Here is a 16,546-nt window from a genome sequence, read left to right as displayed (position 1 = left end):
GTCAGAAGGACGAACGAGTTCTCGTGATTCAGTGTCGACGACAATGACGCCATTATCGAAGTCAGCATGATGGTTAGGACAACAAACAAGTCGTCGTCGGCCGATTTCGTCGATCGTCGTTCGAGCGACCGAGAGCGCATGGAGCAGACTTCGCAGTTAGTAGCGAGAAATCCGACATCTTCGAGATACTCGATACGGCACGTGATCGAGTCCCGACTCGAGACGCGAGCAAAACTCCCGCGATGCCAGCCAACGAGTTCGTCGGTCGTACGGACGCCGCGTTCGTCGACGAACGCGGCGTCCGAGTCGGCGGCAGTCGATCGCGATTTCAGCAGGAATATCACCGACTCCGTCGATGGACGATCCATGACTCTATCGACGGGCTGCTATCGGTGCGATCGAATCTATCGGGACGCCGATCGGGTTCGGTGCGACTGCGGGGAACCGCTCTGGTTCGATATCGATGCGCACGAGTTCGATCTGGATAACTGCGGGGACGAACGCGGGCTGTCGCGCTACGCGGCGGTTCTCCCACTCTCCGAACTCGACGGGCTCGCCACCGCGGCCGGAGACACGCCGCTGATTCGAAGCCGAGGACTCGACGAGGTCGCCGGCTGTCGGGTGTTCGTCAAAGACGAGTGCGAGAACCCGACCGGTTCGTACAAGGATCGAGGGAGTGCCATCGCGGTCTCGCGGGCGCTCCAGCGGAGCGACGGCGCCGTCGGGACGGTCTCCTACGGGAACATGGCGATGAGCACCGCCGCCCACGCAGCTAGCCGCGGCCGCGAGTGCGTCGTCCTCGTCCCCGACGACATTCCGTCGGGCCGGCTGGAACTGATCGCCCAGTACGACCCGACGATCCTGCGGGTCGAGGGCGATTACGGGGGATTGTACGACGATGTGCTGGATCTGAACCGGGAACTGCCGGTATCGTTTCTGCTCAGCGACGACCCGGGACGGATCAGCGGCTACAAGACCGCGCTGTTCGAGATTTACGAGGCGATGGCCCCCGAGACGCCCGACGCGATCGCGCTCCCGACCAGTTCGGGCGGGTTCGCCAGCGGGATCTGGCGCGGACTCCTCGACCTCCAGCAAGCCGGGCTGATCGACGAACCGCCGCGACTGTATCTCGTCCAGACGGCCGCCTCGGATCCGATCACCCGCGCGTTCGAGGCGGATCGAGACGCTGTCTCGGCGTTGCCACCCGGTGAGGTCGGGGAGACGATCGCCCACTCGATCGGGAACCCGGACCCGCCCAGCGGCACCCGGGCGCTGACCGCAGTCAGGGAGACGGGCGGTGCAGTGTGTTCCGTTACCGACGACGAGATCCGGACGGCGAAGCGACAGTTCGCACGGCGGAGCGGCCTCTGCGTCGAACCGGCGTCGGCGGCACCGCTCGCGGGGGTCGTCCAACTGACCGAACGCGGCGCGATCGATCGGGACGAGTCGGTCGTACTCGTTCCGACGGGAACGGGATTCAAGGAGATGGGGACCGGGACCGGGTCAGGCCGGACGGAGACCGTGGCCCGGTCCGCGCTTTCGTCGCAACTCGAATCCCACCTCCCGACCTGACGGTGCCGCTACCAGTGTGAGCCCTCGGAAGGCGACGCTGTGGCCGTTCTTCCGCCGATCGCACGGCCGTCGTTCGATCGCGGATGCGTCAATACTCCCGTGTCTCGGTCGTTCAGCCCTCGTAGCCTGCGTACGCCATGAGATCCGAGAAGATATCGGTATCCATCGCGTCACGGTAGACGATGCCGTTGACCATCCCGCCGGGGTAGGAGTTCCCGTTCATGGCGTGATTGACTTTGTGACAGTGCATGAGGTAGATACCAGGGTCGGCGTTCGCCTCGAACTCGACGGTATGGCGTTCTGCGGGGGCGACGTTGGTCACGTCCTGTTCGTACTGGGCGGCCTCGGGGATCTGGCCGCCGTCTTTCTCGACGAGCCGGAACCGGTGGTTGTGCGTGTGCATCGGGTGGGACATGTAGCCCGCGTTGACCATGTGGAGGCGAACCGTGTCGCCGTGATCGACGATGATCGGCGACCCCTCCTCGGGGTGGAGCGTCCGCGGGAGGCTCTTGCCGTTGATCGTGAACACGTCGGGGTTGCGCTGGCGGGGACTGTAGTCGACGTCTTCGCCGGCCATCTGTCGGTTCACGCGCGAGTCCCAGTCCTTGAGGGTGAAGAAGTACTCCTTGTCCGCCGGGTCGTACCCCTCCGGATCGACGCGGAAGATGCCGTACATCCCCATGTCGATGTGGCGGTGGGTCTGGTAGTGACAGTGATAGAGGTGCGTCCCCGGGACGTTCGCGGGGATGGTGTAGGTGTGTTTCTCTCCGGGTTCGACCGTGATCCCGGTCGTCGTCGGCACGCCGTCGTTCTCCCAGGTCTTGTTCGCCCCGTGGAAGTGCAACGTGTGCGGCATGTCCGCGTCCGTGTTGTCCAGCGTGACCTCGATGTCGTTGCCCTCGGTCGTCCGGAGGATCGGCCCCGGAACGCTCGGGTCGCGGTCGTCGGCCTGGAACGCCCAGACCTGCGGGAGTTCCACCGGTCCACCCATCGAGTCCATCGGGTGGACGGCGTGCCGGGACGTCACCGATCGCAACGTCACGCTGCCGCCCTGTTCGTCGACCTGTACGACCTCGGGAGAACTCGTCCACGGGAGATCGGAGTCGTCCGAGTCGTCGGCGTCGTCCGAGGACGCCGCCCCCTCGGAGTCCTGCACGGCCCCCTGGCTCGTACAGCCGGCCAGGCCAGTTGCTGCCGCGATGCCGCCCGTGGCGGCGACGAATTCGCGTCGTGAGAGTCCGAGTCCAGGAGCGCCGATACGATCACTCATAACGATTCGACGTAAGAACAGCCGATGTATAACGGGTCGAGCCACTTCTTACGGATCGGGAAGGGACGAGAACATGTTCCCGGTGATGACTTAAAGGCCGCCGCGTGTCCCTCCCGCCAGCCACGCGTGACCGATACGTGTCTACCGTCGATCGTTTTCGACGGGACCGATGGTTCGCCGCTTTCTGTACCCTTTTTGTCCGGAACCCGCCAACGTTCACCGGATGGCACACTCACTCGCGGAGATCGATCTCGATTTCGTCCCGCTCGGGCGCACCGGGATCCAGACGAGCGAACTCCAGTTCGGGACGTGGCGCTTCGGCCGGACGACGGAGGACGGCACCCTCGAAATCTCCGAGGAGCGCGCACACGAACTGCTCGACGCCTACGCCGAGGCCGGCGGCCGGTACATCGACACCGCGGACGTCTACGGCGGCGGCGACAGCGAGCGGTGGATCGGCGACTGGCTCGCCGATCGCGAACGGGAGCGCTACACGATCGCCTCGAAAGTGTACTGGCAGATCCGCGACGGCGATCCGAACAGCAAGGGGACGAACCGGAAGAACGTCCGTCACCGCGTCGACGCCATTCTCGATCGACTCGACGTCGAGTACGTTGACGTCCTCTACATCCACCGCTGGGACGACGCGACGCCGACCCACGAACTGATGAAGACGCTGAACGGGCTCGTCGAATCCGGGAAGGTCCACTACCTCGGCGCGTCGACCATGCGGCCGAACGCGTGGAAGGTGGCGCGTGCGAACGCGATCGCGGACGCACACGGCTGGGAACCGTTTACCGTCCTCCAGCCCCGGTACAACCTCGTCGACCGCGAAATCGAGGGCGATTACCTCGAGTTCGCCCGCCAGCGCGACCTCGCGGTCTGTCCGTGGAGCCCGCTCGGCCAGGGATTCCTGACCGGGAAGTACTCCCGCGACGAGGACCTCCCGGAGGAGTCGAAGGTAGCCGAATCGAGTCGGTTCAGGGAGTCGTACCTCACCGAGGCGAACTTCGACCTGCACGACGAACTCGACGCGGTCGCCGCGGAGGTCGACGCGTCGCCGGCACAGGTCGCGCTCGCGTGGCTCATGCACCGCGACGGCGTCACCGCGCCGATCGTCGGCGCGCGCACGGTCGACCAACTCGAAGAGAACCTCGCCGCCGCTGAAATCGACCTCTCCGCGGACCAGGTCGATCGGCTGACGGCGGCGAAGGCGGGCCCCTATCAGGGGCTCTAACGCCACCAGCACCCGGGTCTCGCTCGCAGTCGAGTCCAGTCGGCCGGTGATCGGTCCTGCAGGAACCGCCCGTGACCCGTCGCCGTGTTCGGCGTCCCGGGCCGTCGGAATGTACACTTATATTCGCCGGATCCGACTATCGCGGTATGGAGACGCGCGCGCTGGGCGACACCGGCCACGATAGCACCGTACTGACTTTCGGCGCGATCGCACTCAACTGGCTCGAGCAGGAGGGTGCCGACCAGTTGGTCGAACTCGTGCTCGACCACGGCGTCAATCACTTCGACGTCGCCCCGACCTACGGGGACGCGGAACTCAAACTGGGCCCGAAGCTCCGCCAGCACCGCGAGGAGATCTTTCTCGGCTGCAAGACGCAGGAACGGGAGTACGAGGGCGCGAAGCGGAAACTCGAGCGATCGCTCGACCGTCTCGGCGTGGAGACGATCGATCTCTACCAGATCCACGGTCTCGAGTACGAACACGAACTCGAGACGATCACGGGCGAGGGCGGCGCACTCGAGGCCTTCCGCGAGGCTCGAGACGAGGGACTCGTCGATCACATCGGGCTGACCAGTCACGGCGATCCTGCCCTCATCCTGGACGCGCTCGATCGAATCGACGATCTGGCGACCGTGATGTTCCCGCTGAACCCGGTCGTCGTCGGCAAGGACGACGACGAGTACGACTACGAGGCAGTGCTCGAGCGGGCGACCGAACTGGACGTTGGGACGCTCGGCATCAAGGCCTTCACGAAAGGGCCGTGGCCTTCGACCGACGAACTGCCGGAGGCCGACCGTCCGTACGCCAACTGGTACGAGCCGGTCGATACGCCCGCCGAGATCGAGGAGCGATTCGACTTCGCGGCCTCGCAGGGTCTGACGAGCGTCGTCAGCCCGGGCGACCCGAAACTCGTCGCGATGGTCCTCGACGCCGCCGACCGCTACGACGGGATGGCCGAACCCGCACAGCGATCGCTCGTCGAGCGACTACGCCACGAGGAGAGTCCCGTTCCCGAGCAACTCCACCACTGAACCCGGCGAGTGGGTTCCAGCACCACGATCCCAGCGATGGACGTCCCCGAAACGGTCACGACCGCGCTCGCAGATCGCCCCGTCACGGGGCGGGTGTGCCTCGAAGCCGGCGCGGGCGTCGGCAACACGACCGCCGGCCTGCTCGCGGCCGGTGCGAGTCGCGTCTACGCCGTCACGAACGACCGCGACCACGCGACCATCGTTCGCGAGCGAGTCCAGGACGACGCTGAACGGGGGACCGGCGACGACACCGATCGAGTCGACGGCGACGCCGACCGGACCGCCGTGCTGGAGGCGGACGTGCGACGCCTCCCGCTGGCGACCGATTCGATCGAACTGATCACCGCTCACGGCCTGTTCAACGTGCTTCCGCCGGCGTCGCTCGAACCGGTCGCAGCGGAGGTGACTCGCGTCGCCGCCCCCGGCTGTCATCTCGTCGTCGACGACTACGAACCGCTCCCCGACGACGCCGCGGTGCGCGAACTCTTCGCGCTCGAGAACGCCGCGACGGAACTGGCCGCGGGCCGACCCGCGCTGACGTTCTATCCGGCGGCGGTGCTCCGGCGACTGTTCGTCGGCTACGGGTGGCAGTTCGATCGGAAGCGGACGTTGCTGGATCCGGTTCCGTGGACCGCGAGCCACCTCGAGGCCCACGCTGACGTGACGCGGACTGCGGCGTCGGAAGTATCGAGCGAACTGGGAGAACCCCTGTCAGCCGCGGCCGAGGACCTCGCGACGGCGATCGGCGAGGAAGCGGTCGGGGAGATGTACAGTCTCGCGTTGCAACTGCCCGTATAGCTGGATCGACCGCTGATTTCGGGCCGCCGGCGGCCCGTTCCACCGAAATCCAGCGGGAGGAACGGCGACCTCGCGTTTTTGTAGCTGGCTCACTTAAACCGGTACCGTGACCGTGCGAGACACCCGTGGGCCGACGAGCAGGGAGGGTGCCGGCACCCCGCTCGGCGAGGAGGTGGCTGCGGACGACTCCAGTCGGTCCCGGGTCGAGGAGATGGCCATCGGCGAGGGATCCGAACCGACCCGTAGCGTCCCCGGAAGTGGTGAGACGTCGACGATCGAGGGTCGCGACGTCGCCGTTTCCGTTACGGGGCTGTGCAAGCGGTTCGGCGACGGTCCGGACGCGATTACCGCCGTCGACGACGTCAGTTTCGACGTCGAAACCGGATCGATCGTCGGACTGCTGGGGCCCAACGGGGCCGGGAAGACGACGCTCATCAAGTCGATTCTCGGCATGGTCCTGCCGGACGCAGGCTCCGTTCGGATTCGAGGTGTCGACGTCTACGATCGGCCTCGCGACGCCTACGCGTCCGTCGACGCGATGCTCGAGGGTGCGCGCAACGATTACTGGCGCCTGACCGTCCGGGAGAATCTGCGGTACTTCGCCACGATCAGCGGCGTCGATCCGGATTCGGTGAGCGATCGCCACGAGCGGCTCCTCGCGCAGCTGGGGCTCGCCGAGAAGGCGGACGTCCCCGTCCGCGACCTCTCGCGCGGGATGAAACAGAAGGTGTCGCTGGCGAGCGTCCTCGCCGGTGGCGCGGACGTCGTTTTCCTCGACGAACCGACGCTGGGACTGGACGTCGAGAGTTCGCGAACGCTCCAGCGGGAGTTGCGACGACTCGTCGAGGAGGAGGCGCTCACCGTCGTCCTCAGTAGCCACGACATGGCCGTCGTCGAGACGGTGTGCGATCGCGTCCTCATCATGTCCGACGGGGAGATCGTGGCGGACGATACCGTCGCGGCTCTGCTCTCCGGGACCGACATGCACCGGGTGCAGATCACGAGTCGCGATCTCGACGCGGCGATCGTGTCGACCCTCCGGGAGCGGTTCGAGACGATCGGCGTCGACCCGCGCGACAGCGGTGCCCGGATCGACGTGACGACGGACAGCGACGGACTGTACGAGTTGCTGGGCCACCTCCGCGCCGAGAACGTCACGCTCGATCGCGTGCGGACGATCGAACCGGACCTCGAGGACGTGTTCGTCGACCTGACGGCGATCGACCGGGGGGATCGATGACCCCGCGTCGTCACGAGACCCGGGCGACGCGCCCCGGACGGCTGGCGGCGGTGAGACGCCCCGCCCCGCCGGCTACTCTCACCTCGCGCGGGCCGTCCTCTACCGCGAGTTGCTGATCTTCGTCCGGTATCCGGCGAACGCGATCGGCGGGATCGTCATCTCGCTGTTCTTCTTCGGCGTCCTCTTCTACGGCGGTCGAATGGTCGCCGGCCAGGCGCTCACCGACTCGCTCGAGGGGATCATCGTCGGCTACTTCCTCTGGACGCTCTCGGTGGGCGCGTACTCCTCGATCTCGAACGACATCGCGAGCGAGGTGCAGTGGGGGACCCTCGAACGCCACGTGATGACGCCGTTCGGGTTCGCGCCCGTCGCGCTGTTGAAAGGCGTCGCGAAGATCGTGCGGACGTTCGTCATCTCGACGATCATCCTGGCGGTGATGATCGCGATCAGCGGGACGGCCCTCCAACTGCCGCTCCTGACGATCGTCGTCGTCGCGACGCTCAGCATCGTCTCGGTGCTCGGCCTCGGCCTCGCGGCCGGCGGCGTCACCGTCCTCTACAAGCAGATCGGCAACTGGCTCAACCTGCTCCAGTTCGGGTTCGTCGTGCTCATCTCGGCCCCCGCGTTCGACCTCGGCTGGATGCGCTATCTCCCGCTCGCCCACGGGAGCGCCCTCCTCCAGCGCGCGATGCTCGACGGCACCCGCCTCTGGGAGTTCACGCCGATCGAAGTGGGGCTGCTGGTCGCGATCGCGGCCGGCTACGTGGCGCTTGGCTACGTCGTCTTCCAGTACGCGACGCGCCGGGCGCGACGGCTCGGCGTGCTCGGCGATTACTGACGGGTGTGTTCGGTTCCGCTTTCGATGGGGGTCGCCGATGGGTCACTTACGCGTGATCTGCTTGTGTCGATCGCTATTCGCTTCTCGGCGGGAGCACGAACGCGATCGGATATGAGTGCAGGCGGGACATACGCGCTACTCAGCCCCGCCACCGACCATACAGCCGGATCCCTCCCGACGCGAGTAGGGAGACGAGACCGACAGCAGATGCGACGATCCCGAGGAACAACCCGTCGGGAAAGTTGATGTCGTCCGTGTGGGACACCACCTCGACGGCGTAGTGGGTCCCATCGCGTTCGACGAGCGGCTTGTCGGGTACGGGTTCGTCCGACCACGGACGATAGTCGTGCTGGTCGGATGCTTCCGTAGCGTTCCGGATCTTGTCGAACGTCGCTTGCTGGGCAGTCGGAAGCTCTCCGTAGGTGACGACGAGTTCGTCGCGGACCGCACGTGCGATCGTGGAGTCGTTTGCGGCGGTCGTCCGGACCGTCGTGGTGTCTGCCGACGTCGAAATCGAGTAGCTGTAGTACGCGTCGTAAGAACTCGTGAGGAACGTATAGTTACCCGCGAGTTGCTGGAGATCGGCGCGAACAGCCTGACTACTGGTTGTCGCTGTGCCGTTCCGGATAGCACGCTCGAGTACGCGCTGGGTCTCGTTCGGGGCACGGTAGTTCCTCGCGATGTGCTGGTACGTGAGGTCCTCAGCCTGGAACGAAATTTGCCTGCTGTATTTCTGGGCCAAGAGCGAATCGTTCGACGCATTGATCGGCGTCGCCACGTAGCCCGCCGAAGACCGGTCCCTGTCCGGCCCGTCGAGCCGTTCAACGCCGATCGCGTAGGCTGGTCCGGGAAGCAAGATCAGCCCGATCAGGAGGAAAACAAGTGCCCAACGGTTTGGGGACATGGTCCTCGATCACTAGCAGATGGTAAATGTCTTGTGGAGTGACACGAACTCGAGGTCCAGTCCCGCACCGGTCTCGACGACCCGAAACTTCAGTCCGATCAGAAAACGATCTTCCGTTTCGTGTGCTTCAGCTGGAGATTTACGCGCGGAGGTAGGACGAGGCGGTGTAAGTTTTTGGCACTGTCGCCTTGGCGACAGTGCGGAGGCGGGGCGGTTGGTTTGGACCTCCGACCTTGGCGACAGTCACCCGTCCGCGATGATCAGATCGTCGGACTCCGCGTCCTCCTCCTCGATCTCTCGAATCGCTTCGGTGACCTCCTCCTGAGTCGCTTCGTCCATCCTCTGGCCTCGTTATCCGAGTATCGATACCCTGTCGCTTAAAAACCGTCCACGAACTTCTGATCGAGAAACCACCCTCCGTACGATCGCGACTCGCCCCCACGGTTCGGTCCCCGGCATGCGCATCGATGAGCCGGACCCGTAGCCGGTGCCACTCGATCGCACCACCATCCCCACGGATTCCGACCGTCACCGCTGTCGGGGTACCCACCTGGCTTTTCGGTCGCGTGCGTGAAAGCGGCCCCTGTGAACGTGACCCTTCTCAGCACCGGCGGGACGATCGCGAGTACAGAAGCGGAGACCGGCGCGAAGCCGACCAGAACGGGGGCGCAACTCCTCGAGTCGATCCCCGAACTCGAGTCGATCGCCGCGCTCTCGGTCGAGGACGTCGCGCGAGTCCCCAGTTACGAGATAGACGGCGAGACGCTTGAGTCGATCGGCGAACGGGTGGCCGAACTCGACGCAGATCCGTCGGTCGACGCCGTCGTCGTGACCCACGGGACGGACACGATGGAGGAGACGGCCTACTTCCTCGACGTCACCGTGCAACCGGAGACACCGGTGGTGCTGACGGGTGCCCAGCGCCGACCGGACGAGGTGAGCCCCGACGGGCCGGCCAATCTCCTGACGGCGGTTCGGGCCGGGCGAGCGTTCGCCGAGCGCGACGCCGGCGGGACGTTTGTCGCGTTCGACGGGACGATCCACGGCGCGCGGGCAGTGACGAAGACCCACACGTCCGCGCTCGACGCGTTCCGCTCGCGCAACGCGGGCCCGGTCGCGACCGTCGATCGGGCCGGCGTCGCGATTCACCGCCCGCCGCGGAGCGAGACGCGATCGATCGACGCGACGTCGCTCGACGCGGCCGTCTTTACGATCACGAGCGGGAGCGCCGTCACCGGCGACCTGGTCGGGGCCGCGCTCGATCGGGACGCGGACGGCCTCGTCCTCGAAGGCACGGGACTGGGCAACGCGACGGCGGGACTCGCCGACGCCGTTCGCGAGGCGATCGATGATGGCGTTCCCGTCGTCGTCACGTCCCGCTGTCTCGAGGGCCGCGTCACCCCGGTCTACGGCGGCGACGGGGGTGGCGAGCGCCTGCGCGAATACGGTGCGATCTTCGCCGGCGATCTGTCCGCCCAGCAGGCCAGGCTACGGCTGACACTCGCACTCGCGGCGTTCGACGACGCGGCGGCGATCCGGGAGTCGTTCGCCGGTCCCGACCGCGCATCGTCCCCCGACGATCACACGTAGTCGCTCTCGGTCTCGTACACCGACGGGTCATCGTTGAACTTCTCGGCGATCGTCTCGAGGGTGACGAACTGGGCGTTCTCGTGGCCCGTGACGTACTGGATGAACTCCTCGAACAGGGAGATCATGTGCGGCAGACCGTGGATGTCGGGGTGGATCGTGAAGGTGTAGACCCCCGCGCCGCGGCGGTTGTACAGGTAGTCGAACTGCCGTTTGTAGTACTGTTCGTACATCATCTCCGGGTCCTTGTACCCCGCGTGGTAGATCGGCTGCTTGATGAACAGCATCGGCGGGATGTCGTCCCGGTACCAGCTGATCGGAATCTCGACGACGTCGGTCTCCTCGCCGTACTGGTAGGGCTCCATCCACGTCTCGGGACTCTTGTCGTAGTCGATCTTCTCCCAGTGATCGCCCTTGCGCATCCAGCCCGGTTCGAACATCCGCTCCATGAGGCTACTGTCGTAGAGGAAGCCGTGCTTCTCGACCAGTTCCGGCGTGTTCTCGCTGAACTCCCACCAGCTCGCCCGGTGGCCGACGGGTTCCGACCCGGTGACGTCCTCGATGAGGTCGATCGACACCTCGAGGATCTCGTCTTCCTGCTCCCGCGAGAGGTCGGTCGGGTTCTCGTGGGAGTAGCCGTGGACCCCGAGTTCGTGGCCGGCGGCCGCGACCGCCTCGATCTCGTCGCGGAAGGTCTCGATCGTGTGACCGGGGACGTACCACGACGTCTCGACGTCCTGCTCGTCGAAGAGGGCGAGCATCCGCGGGATCCCCTCGTTCCCGGCGGCCAGTCCCCGGGAGAGGTCCGCGGGGGAGTCCGCCCCGCCGTAGGAGCCGAGCCAACCGGCGACACAGTCCGCGTCGACGCCGATCGCAACGTCTACTGTTCCCATGATACAGACGGGTCTCTCACGAACCAGCGGTAAAGAGGTGTATCACGGTCTCCCGTGACGGTGTCGAGATCCGAACGATTTCGCCGGGACAGACGAGCGGTCCCGTATCCGATCGGCGGAGCGCCGACGGCGGCTCACTCGGATTCGCGTGGCGGTTTCTGCAGGATCGTCACCCACTCGCACTCGATGACGCCACCCTCGTGTTTGCGGCCCTTGAACAGGTCGCGGTTCGTGATTTCGTCCCACGCGGACCCGACCAGTCGGAACCCGTCGTCCGCGTCGAAGTCCCCGCCGGTTCCCTCGAACGTTCCGAGGTGCTGTGCGATGTCGGCCACGTACTTGTGGGAGTGAATGAGGCGCTCCCCGATCGTATTCTCGCCGATGACGAAGAAGTAGTAGCCGCCCGGCTTCAGGTGCTCGTACACCCGCGCGAGGTTCTGGAGCATGTCGACCCCGAAGAACGACCACGTCACGTAGGCCTTCCGTTCGGCCTGGTTGTGGTCGAGTTCGTGAATCGCTTCGATGTCCTCGTCGAGGTGGGGCAGGCGGGTCGCCTCGAACTCCTCGTCGGTTCCCGTCCAGATACTCCGGAGCGTCGCGGGCAGGTCGCGGTCGACCGTGCTCATCGAGACGGCGTTCGTGCCGACGATCGATTTCCGGAGTTCGGTCGCGTTGAACTTCTCGTCCTCCTCGAGGAAGTCGTACAGCCAGAACAGGCGAAGCTTCGACCCGCGATAGTAGTTCATCGCGTTGATGTACGGCGGGGACGTGACGGCGAGGTCGACCTGTCCCTGGTACTCCTCGAAGCTGAACGTCCGGGCGTCGCCGAGTCGGATATCCACCTCGGCGGCGTGCGCGTCGTTGCCGTCGATCTGCTCCCCGCGAAAATCGCCGTCGTCGGTGAATCCGCCCGACGTGCGCTGTCCCGTCTCGCCGCTGTAGTTCGTCCCGTAGATGTCGTTCCAGAGTTCGACGAGCGTTCCTTTCGTCTCCGCGATCTGTTCCCGGTGGGTCTCCAGCACGTCCGGCGGGTGTTCGCCGGCCTCGATCTTCCGCCGCATCTTCTTCGACTTGTAGGCTTTCGAGACCCCGGGATCCGCGTTCGAGACCTCGAACACGGTGTTCGCGATGAGGAGCGTGAGCCAGCGAGTCACCCGCTCGTGGAGTTCGTCGCGATCGAGATCGCGGTCGTCTACCGCCGCCCGCTCGCCGTCGGAGAGGCCGTCGAACGGATCGAAGTCGCTTCGCTTGAACGCTGCGAGCGCCTTGCGGACCCGAGTGAGGCCGCGGATGGCGGCCGGTTCGAACCAGTGGTCCTTGCCCGTCCGATCGAGGAACTCCGCGTCGTACTCCTCGTAGCGCCTGTCGTCCGTCCCGTCGAGCAGGTCGAGGTACCGGTCTTCGGCACGGTCGAGCGTCGTCGGGGGGATGGGCGACGTCGAGACTTCGGACACGAGACGCGACAGCGGGTTGATCTCGACGCCGAGGTAGTCGCGCCCGTTGACCTTGGCCTCGAGGCCCGACGTACCGCTTCCGGAGAACGGGTCCAGTACGAGGGGCCGATCGCCGTCCGCGTTCTCCGGCGTCGTGAACTGGCGAATGATGTAACTCGGGATGTGCGGGATGAAGATCGCAGGGTGCTTGTGAATAGCGTGGGTCAGATAGGTCGTGTTCGGGATCGTGCGGCCGTCGGGGAGGTCGTTCGCGAGCCGTCGGAAATCCATCTCGGGATACTCCTCCGGTTCGCCGGGAAACGCGTACTCGACGCCCTCGCCCTTGGGGACGGGCCCGAGCGGGTACCCGATCTCCTCGTCGGGGACCGCGTCCATGCCGGGATTGTCCGGGAATCGAAAGTCGGGGAACACCGTGTCTCCTCGTCGCTCCATTTCGACGTCACCATGCTGGGTATACCGGGACCGCGCTACCCCAGATGGTTCCTCGTTACTCATCTACCGAGGATAGTGCCACTATCGCCATTTTAAACTACGGAATTGGATTACTGTCCCGCTCGGAAGTGGGGTAGACTCAGTTTAGCAGGGGAAGCCGGATGTTCCCGCTGGGGGATCGTCTCCACGAACTGATCCACTCGATGGCGTCGTCCTGGATACTGCATCCCGTCGGTTTTCTATTCGTTCGCATACGCTGTGACGTCCGCAGTCGGCCGATCCCGAGATTGCCCCTCTCCGATCGTGGGCCGCGCTCACATACCTTAATGAACATTTATTATGGTTTGGCGGAAAGGGGGAAGTAGCGCCCGATCCAGCAATGAGCATTCGACACACGAAGCCGCGATCCGCCGCGACTGCGCCCCCACGGCAGTCCGAGACGATCGGCGGGACGACGCGATCGATCACGGCCGATGCGCCCGCGACGTTCGCGGTCGAAAAGACGACTCGCCTCCAGAACCTCGTCGACGAGCACAACGCGGCGTTCGTATCGCGCTCGCTCGCTCACGACGACTGAATCCGGCAGTCGCGTTCGACGTTCTCACTGGTTTTCGCGCTGGCCGGTGACGCCCTCGCGTCCCACGATCGGTCGGACTACGACCGGAGCAACGGCCGCGACCCGTTCGCCGCGATCAACCCCGCACAGACGAGGAGTGCGCCGGTCGTGACCAGCGGGTTCAGAAAGCCCGCGAGCGCGATCGGGATCGCGATGGCGTTGTAGACGAGCGCCAGCCCGAGATTCTGCTTGAGACGCTTGCGCGCGGCCGTCGCCAGCCTGAACGCGCGATCGACGGCCGAGAGGTCGTCGTCGACGATCGCGACGTCGGCCGCGTCGGCGGCGAGCGCGGTGCCGCTGCCGAGGCTGAGTCCGAGGTCGGCCGCGGCGAGCGCGGGCGCGTCGTTCGTCCCGTCGCCGATCATCGCCACGCGGCCGTCGGCGCGCAGCCGGCGGATCGCGGCGGTCTTGCCGTCCGGCGGGACGCCCGCGAAGACCCGGTCGACGTGGGGATGATCCCGGAAGACGTCGGTGGCCGCCCGATCGTCGCCGGTGAGCACGACGATTTCGACGCCGCGGTCGTGGAGCGTCGTCACCGTCTCCGCCCAGTCGGCCCGTGGTTCGTCGCCGACGACGATCACGCCCTCGGCGGTCCCGTCGCGCCCCACGACGACGGGTATCTGCCCCGATTCGCGGGCGCTCTCGATCCGATCGGCGATCGACGGCTCGATCGTCCACCCCCGATCCGTCAGCAGGTTCGGGTGGCCGACGAGTACCCGATCGCCGTCGACGACGCCCTCCACGCCGGTCTCGTGGCTCCGGAACTCGTCGATCTCGTGGCCGCGTTCGCGATCGGCCTGCCCGCCGTCCGTCCGGCGGCGATCGGCCCGTCCGCCATCGGCCCGGTGGCGATCCGATCGACCGCTTCCCTCGCCGCCGCTCTCGCTCCCGTCACCCGCGTCGTCGAGGAACGCCGACTCGATCGCGGCGGCGATCGGGTGCGAACTCCGCCGTTCCAGGCGGCCGGCCGTGCGCAACAGGTCGGCCGGCCCGTGGCTCTCGAGTACCGTCATCTCGCCCGTCGTCAGGGTCCCGGTCTTGTCGAAGACGACCGTATCGACGCCCCGGATCCGCTCGAAGATGCTCTCGTCGAAGACGACGATGCCGTGATCGAGCGCGGCCTGGAGGTGCCGGCCGACGGAAATCCGCGTCGCGAGGTCGAGCGCCCACGGACTGACGACGATCACGGCGAGCAACGCGGGAAGCACCGTCGTCGTCGCGGTCGCGCCGCGCGTGAGGCCGTAGAGGCCGACGACCGCGGCAACGGCGAGCACGATCGGGAGCGCGACGATGGCGAGCCGATCGCCGACGCGTTGCCCGCCGTGATCCGCGCTCTGGACGTCCCAGACGGTCTCTGTGAGGCGATCGATGCTGCTCGTCGTTCGATCGCCGACGGCGACGACGGCGGCGTCTCCCCGAACGATCGATCCGCCGACGACGTCGTCGCCGGCCCGTTTGGTCACGGGCAGGGAATCGCCGGTGACGATCGCCTCGTCGACCGTACACGGCCCCTCGACGAGGACGCCGTCGACCGGGATGCGCTCGCCCTCGCGGACGAGCACGTGATCGCCCGATTCGAGGTCGCCGACGGGAACGGTCGTCGTGCCGTCGCCCTCGAGCCGTCGTGCGTCGTCGACCTGGGAGACCGTGAGGTCCGTGAGCCGGTTCATCGCGCGTCGCTTGACCATCGTCTCGTAGAACGTGGCCCCCATCACCAGCACGGCGACGAGGATGGTGAGGTCGAAGTAGACGTCGTTACGCCCGAGCAGTAACGCCGCCGTTCCGTACAGGAACGCGCTGACGATGGTGAGTGCGGCGAGCAATCGGGTGTCCGGCCGGCGGAGTTTCAGGCTCACGTACGCCCCGCGCAACAGCGGCCTCCCGGTCAGGTAGAGGATCGCGGCCGTCAGTCCGGCGAACAGCGGTAACAGGCGGGGACCCTCGAGACCCCCGAAGGCGCCCTCGTAGAGCTCGAGCATCCACCAGTCGGTGAACGCGGAGAGGTAGACGGGGTAGAAGATCGTGACGTACGGTACCAGCAGGAACGACCCGAAGACGATACCGACGACGTACCGGAGTTCGAACAGGTCTTCGCTGCGTCGTTTCCGCATCCCAGCCATCTCGCGATCGCGGCGGGTCGAACCGCCGTCGCCGTCGACTTCGCTCGTCGCCTCGTCCCGGGGGTAGGCGGTGTAACCGATCGTGCTCAGCGCGTCCCGGAGTGCCGTTTTCGAGACGCGATCGGGGTCGTGGTCGACCCGGATCGACTCCGTCACGTAACTCGCCGCGGCGCCGGTGACGCCGTCCTGGGCCTCGGCCACCGATTCCAGGAACGTCTCGCACGAGGCGGTGTACATCCCATCGATCCGGAAGTACGCCCGTTCGGTTCCCGCTTCGTCCTCCTCGCGGCCGTCGTCTCCGTCCTCGTCGGCCGCTGTCCCGGTCCGGTCCGTCGGCCCGGATCGATCGGCCCGTTCCCCCGTCCGATCGGTCGTCTCCGTCGGCCGAGCGCCCCCGTCACCACCCGGTTCGTCCGCCCCGAGCGCCCGGTGGACCTCCCGACAACCCGACGAACAGAACCCGGTCGGTCCGTCCCCGGTCGCCGGACCGACGGGTGTGCCACACAGCGTGCAGCGATCCGCGTCCCGGTGATCGGCGTTCACGCGCCGGGGGT

13 protein-coding genes are annotated in these 16,546 nt (G+C 66.3%); 8 read left to right on the top strand and 5 right to left on the bottom strand.

Annotation, left to right across the window (positions count from 1 at the left end):
- Nucleotides 1-366 precede the first annotated feature (366 nt).
- Nucleotides 367-1,572: a threonine synthase gene (locus AC6I6X_RS04080; protein WP_497929224.1), complete on the top strand. Its 1,206-nt coding sequence runs from the start codon at nt 367-369 to the stop codon at nt 1,570-1,572.
- A 112-nt stretch (nt 1,573-1,684) separates the two neighbouring features.
- Here AC6I6X_RS04080 and AC6I6X_RS04075 read toward each other — a convergent pair whose 3' ends face one another.
- The gene (locus AC6I6X_RS04075; RefSeq protein ID WP_497929223.1) at nt 1,685-2,842 is read right to left on the bottom strand and encodes a multicopper oxidase domain-containing protein; all 1,158 of its coding nucleotides are present in this window, start codon (nt 2,840-2,842) and stop codon (nt 1,685-1,687) included.
- A gap of 223 nt (nt 2,843-3,065) precedes the next feature.
- Here AC6I6X_RS04075 and AC6I6X_RS04070 point away from each other — a divergent pair, with 223 nt between their 5' ends.
- From AC6I6X_RS04070 to AC6I6X_RS04050, 5 genes are all read left to right on the top strand, one after another.
- Entirely contained in the window at nt 3,066-4,079 is a 1,014-nt protein-coding gene (locus AC6I6X_RS04070) for an aldo/keto reductase (protein ID WP_497929222.1), read from the top strand.
- Between the two features lie 146 nt (nt 4,080-4,225).
- On the top strand, nt 4,226-5,110 hold the full coding sequence (locus AC6I6X_RS04065) for an aldo/keto reductase (RefSeq protein ID WP_497929220.1): 885 nt from the start codon (nt 4,226-4,228) through the stop codon (nt 5,108-5,110).
- 36 nt (nt 5,111-5,146) lie between these two features.
- Nucleotides 5,147-5,908, top strand: a complete 762-nt coding sequence (locus AC6I6X_RS04060) for a class I SAM-dependent methyltransferase (RefSeq protein WP_497929645.1) — start codon at nt 5,147-5,149, stop codon at nt 5,906-5,908.
- Nucleotides 5,909-6,014: 106 nt separating this feature from the next.
- Entirely contained in the window at nt 6,015-7,148 is a 1,134-nt protein-coding gene (locus tag AC6I6X_RS04055; protein ID WP_497929218.1) for an ABC transporter ATP-binding protein, read from the top strand.
- Nucleotides 7,141-7,986 (top strand): ABC transporter permease, encoded by an 846-nt coding sequence (locus AC6I6X_RS04050; protein ID WP_497929644.1) that lies wholly within the window; start codon nt 7,141-7,143, stop codon nt 7,984-7,986. The genes AC6I6X_RS04055 and AC6I6X_RS04050 overlap by 8 nt, the downstream gene beginning before the upstream one ends.
- Before the next feature lie 139 nt (nt 7,987-8,125).
- Here the strand turns inward: AC6I6X_RS04050 and AC6I6X_RS04045 are convergent, their stop codons facing one another.
- Entirely contained in the window at nt 8,126-8,890 is a 765-nt protein-coding gene (locus AC6I6X_RS04045; protein ID WP_497929217.1) for a DUF7979 domain-containing protein, read from the bottom strand.
- 585 nt (nt 8,891-9,475) lie between these two features.
- Between AC6I6X_RS04045 and AC6I6X_RS04040 the strand changes: the two genes are divergently transcribed.
- Nucleotides 9,476-10,480 carry an asparaginase gene (locus tag AC6I6X_RS04040; protein ID WP_497929216.1) on the top strand — a complete coding sequence of 335 codons (1,005 nt, stop codon included), beginning with the start codon at nt 9,476-9,478 and terminating at the stop codon, nt 10,478-10,480.
- Here AC6I6X_RS04040 and AC6I6X_RS04035 read toward each other — a convergent pair.
- Nucleotides 10,471-11,370, bottom strand: a complete 900-nt coding sequence (locus tag AC6I6X_RS04035; protein ID WP_497929215.1) for a polysaccharide deacetylase family protein — start codon at nt 11,368-11,370, stop codon at nt 10,471-10,473. The two genes, AC6I6X_RS04040 and AC6I6X_RS04035, sit on opposite strands and share 10 nt — an antisense overlap.
- A 134-nt stretch (nt 11,371-11,504) precedes the next feature.
- A complete protein-coding gene (locus tag AC6I6X_RS04030) occupies nt 11,505-13,256 on the bottom strand; it encodes a DNA methyltransferase (protein WP_497929214.1) in 1,752 nt (583 codons plus the stop codon).
- A 379-nt stretch (nt 13,257-13,635) separates the two neighbouring features.
- Between AC6I6X_RS04030 and AC6I6X_RS04025 the strand changes: the two genes are divergently transcribed.
- Nucleotides 13,636-13,833: a hypothetical protein gene (locus AC6I6X_RS04025; protein ID WP_497929213.1), complete on the top strand. Its 198-nt coding sequence runs from the start codon at nt 13,636-13,638 to the stop codon at nt 13,831-13,833.
- Nucleotides 13,834-13,910: 77 nt separating this feature from the next.
- Here the strand turns inward: AC6I6X_RS04025 and AC6I6X_RS04020 are convergent, their stop codons facing one another.
- A complete protein-coding gene (locus AC6I6X_RS04020; protein ID WP_497929212.1) occupies nt 13,911-16,535 on the bottom strand; it encodes a heavy metal translocating P-type ATPase in 2,625 nt (874 codons plus the stop codon).
- Nucleotides 16,536-16,546 lie beyond the last annotated feature (11 nt).

Source organism: Halosolutus sp. YCN4, assembly GCF_059736495.1.
This window is presented reverse-complemented; position numbering and strand designations above follow the sequence as displayed.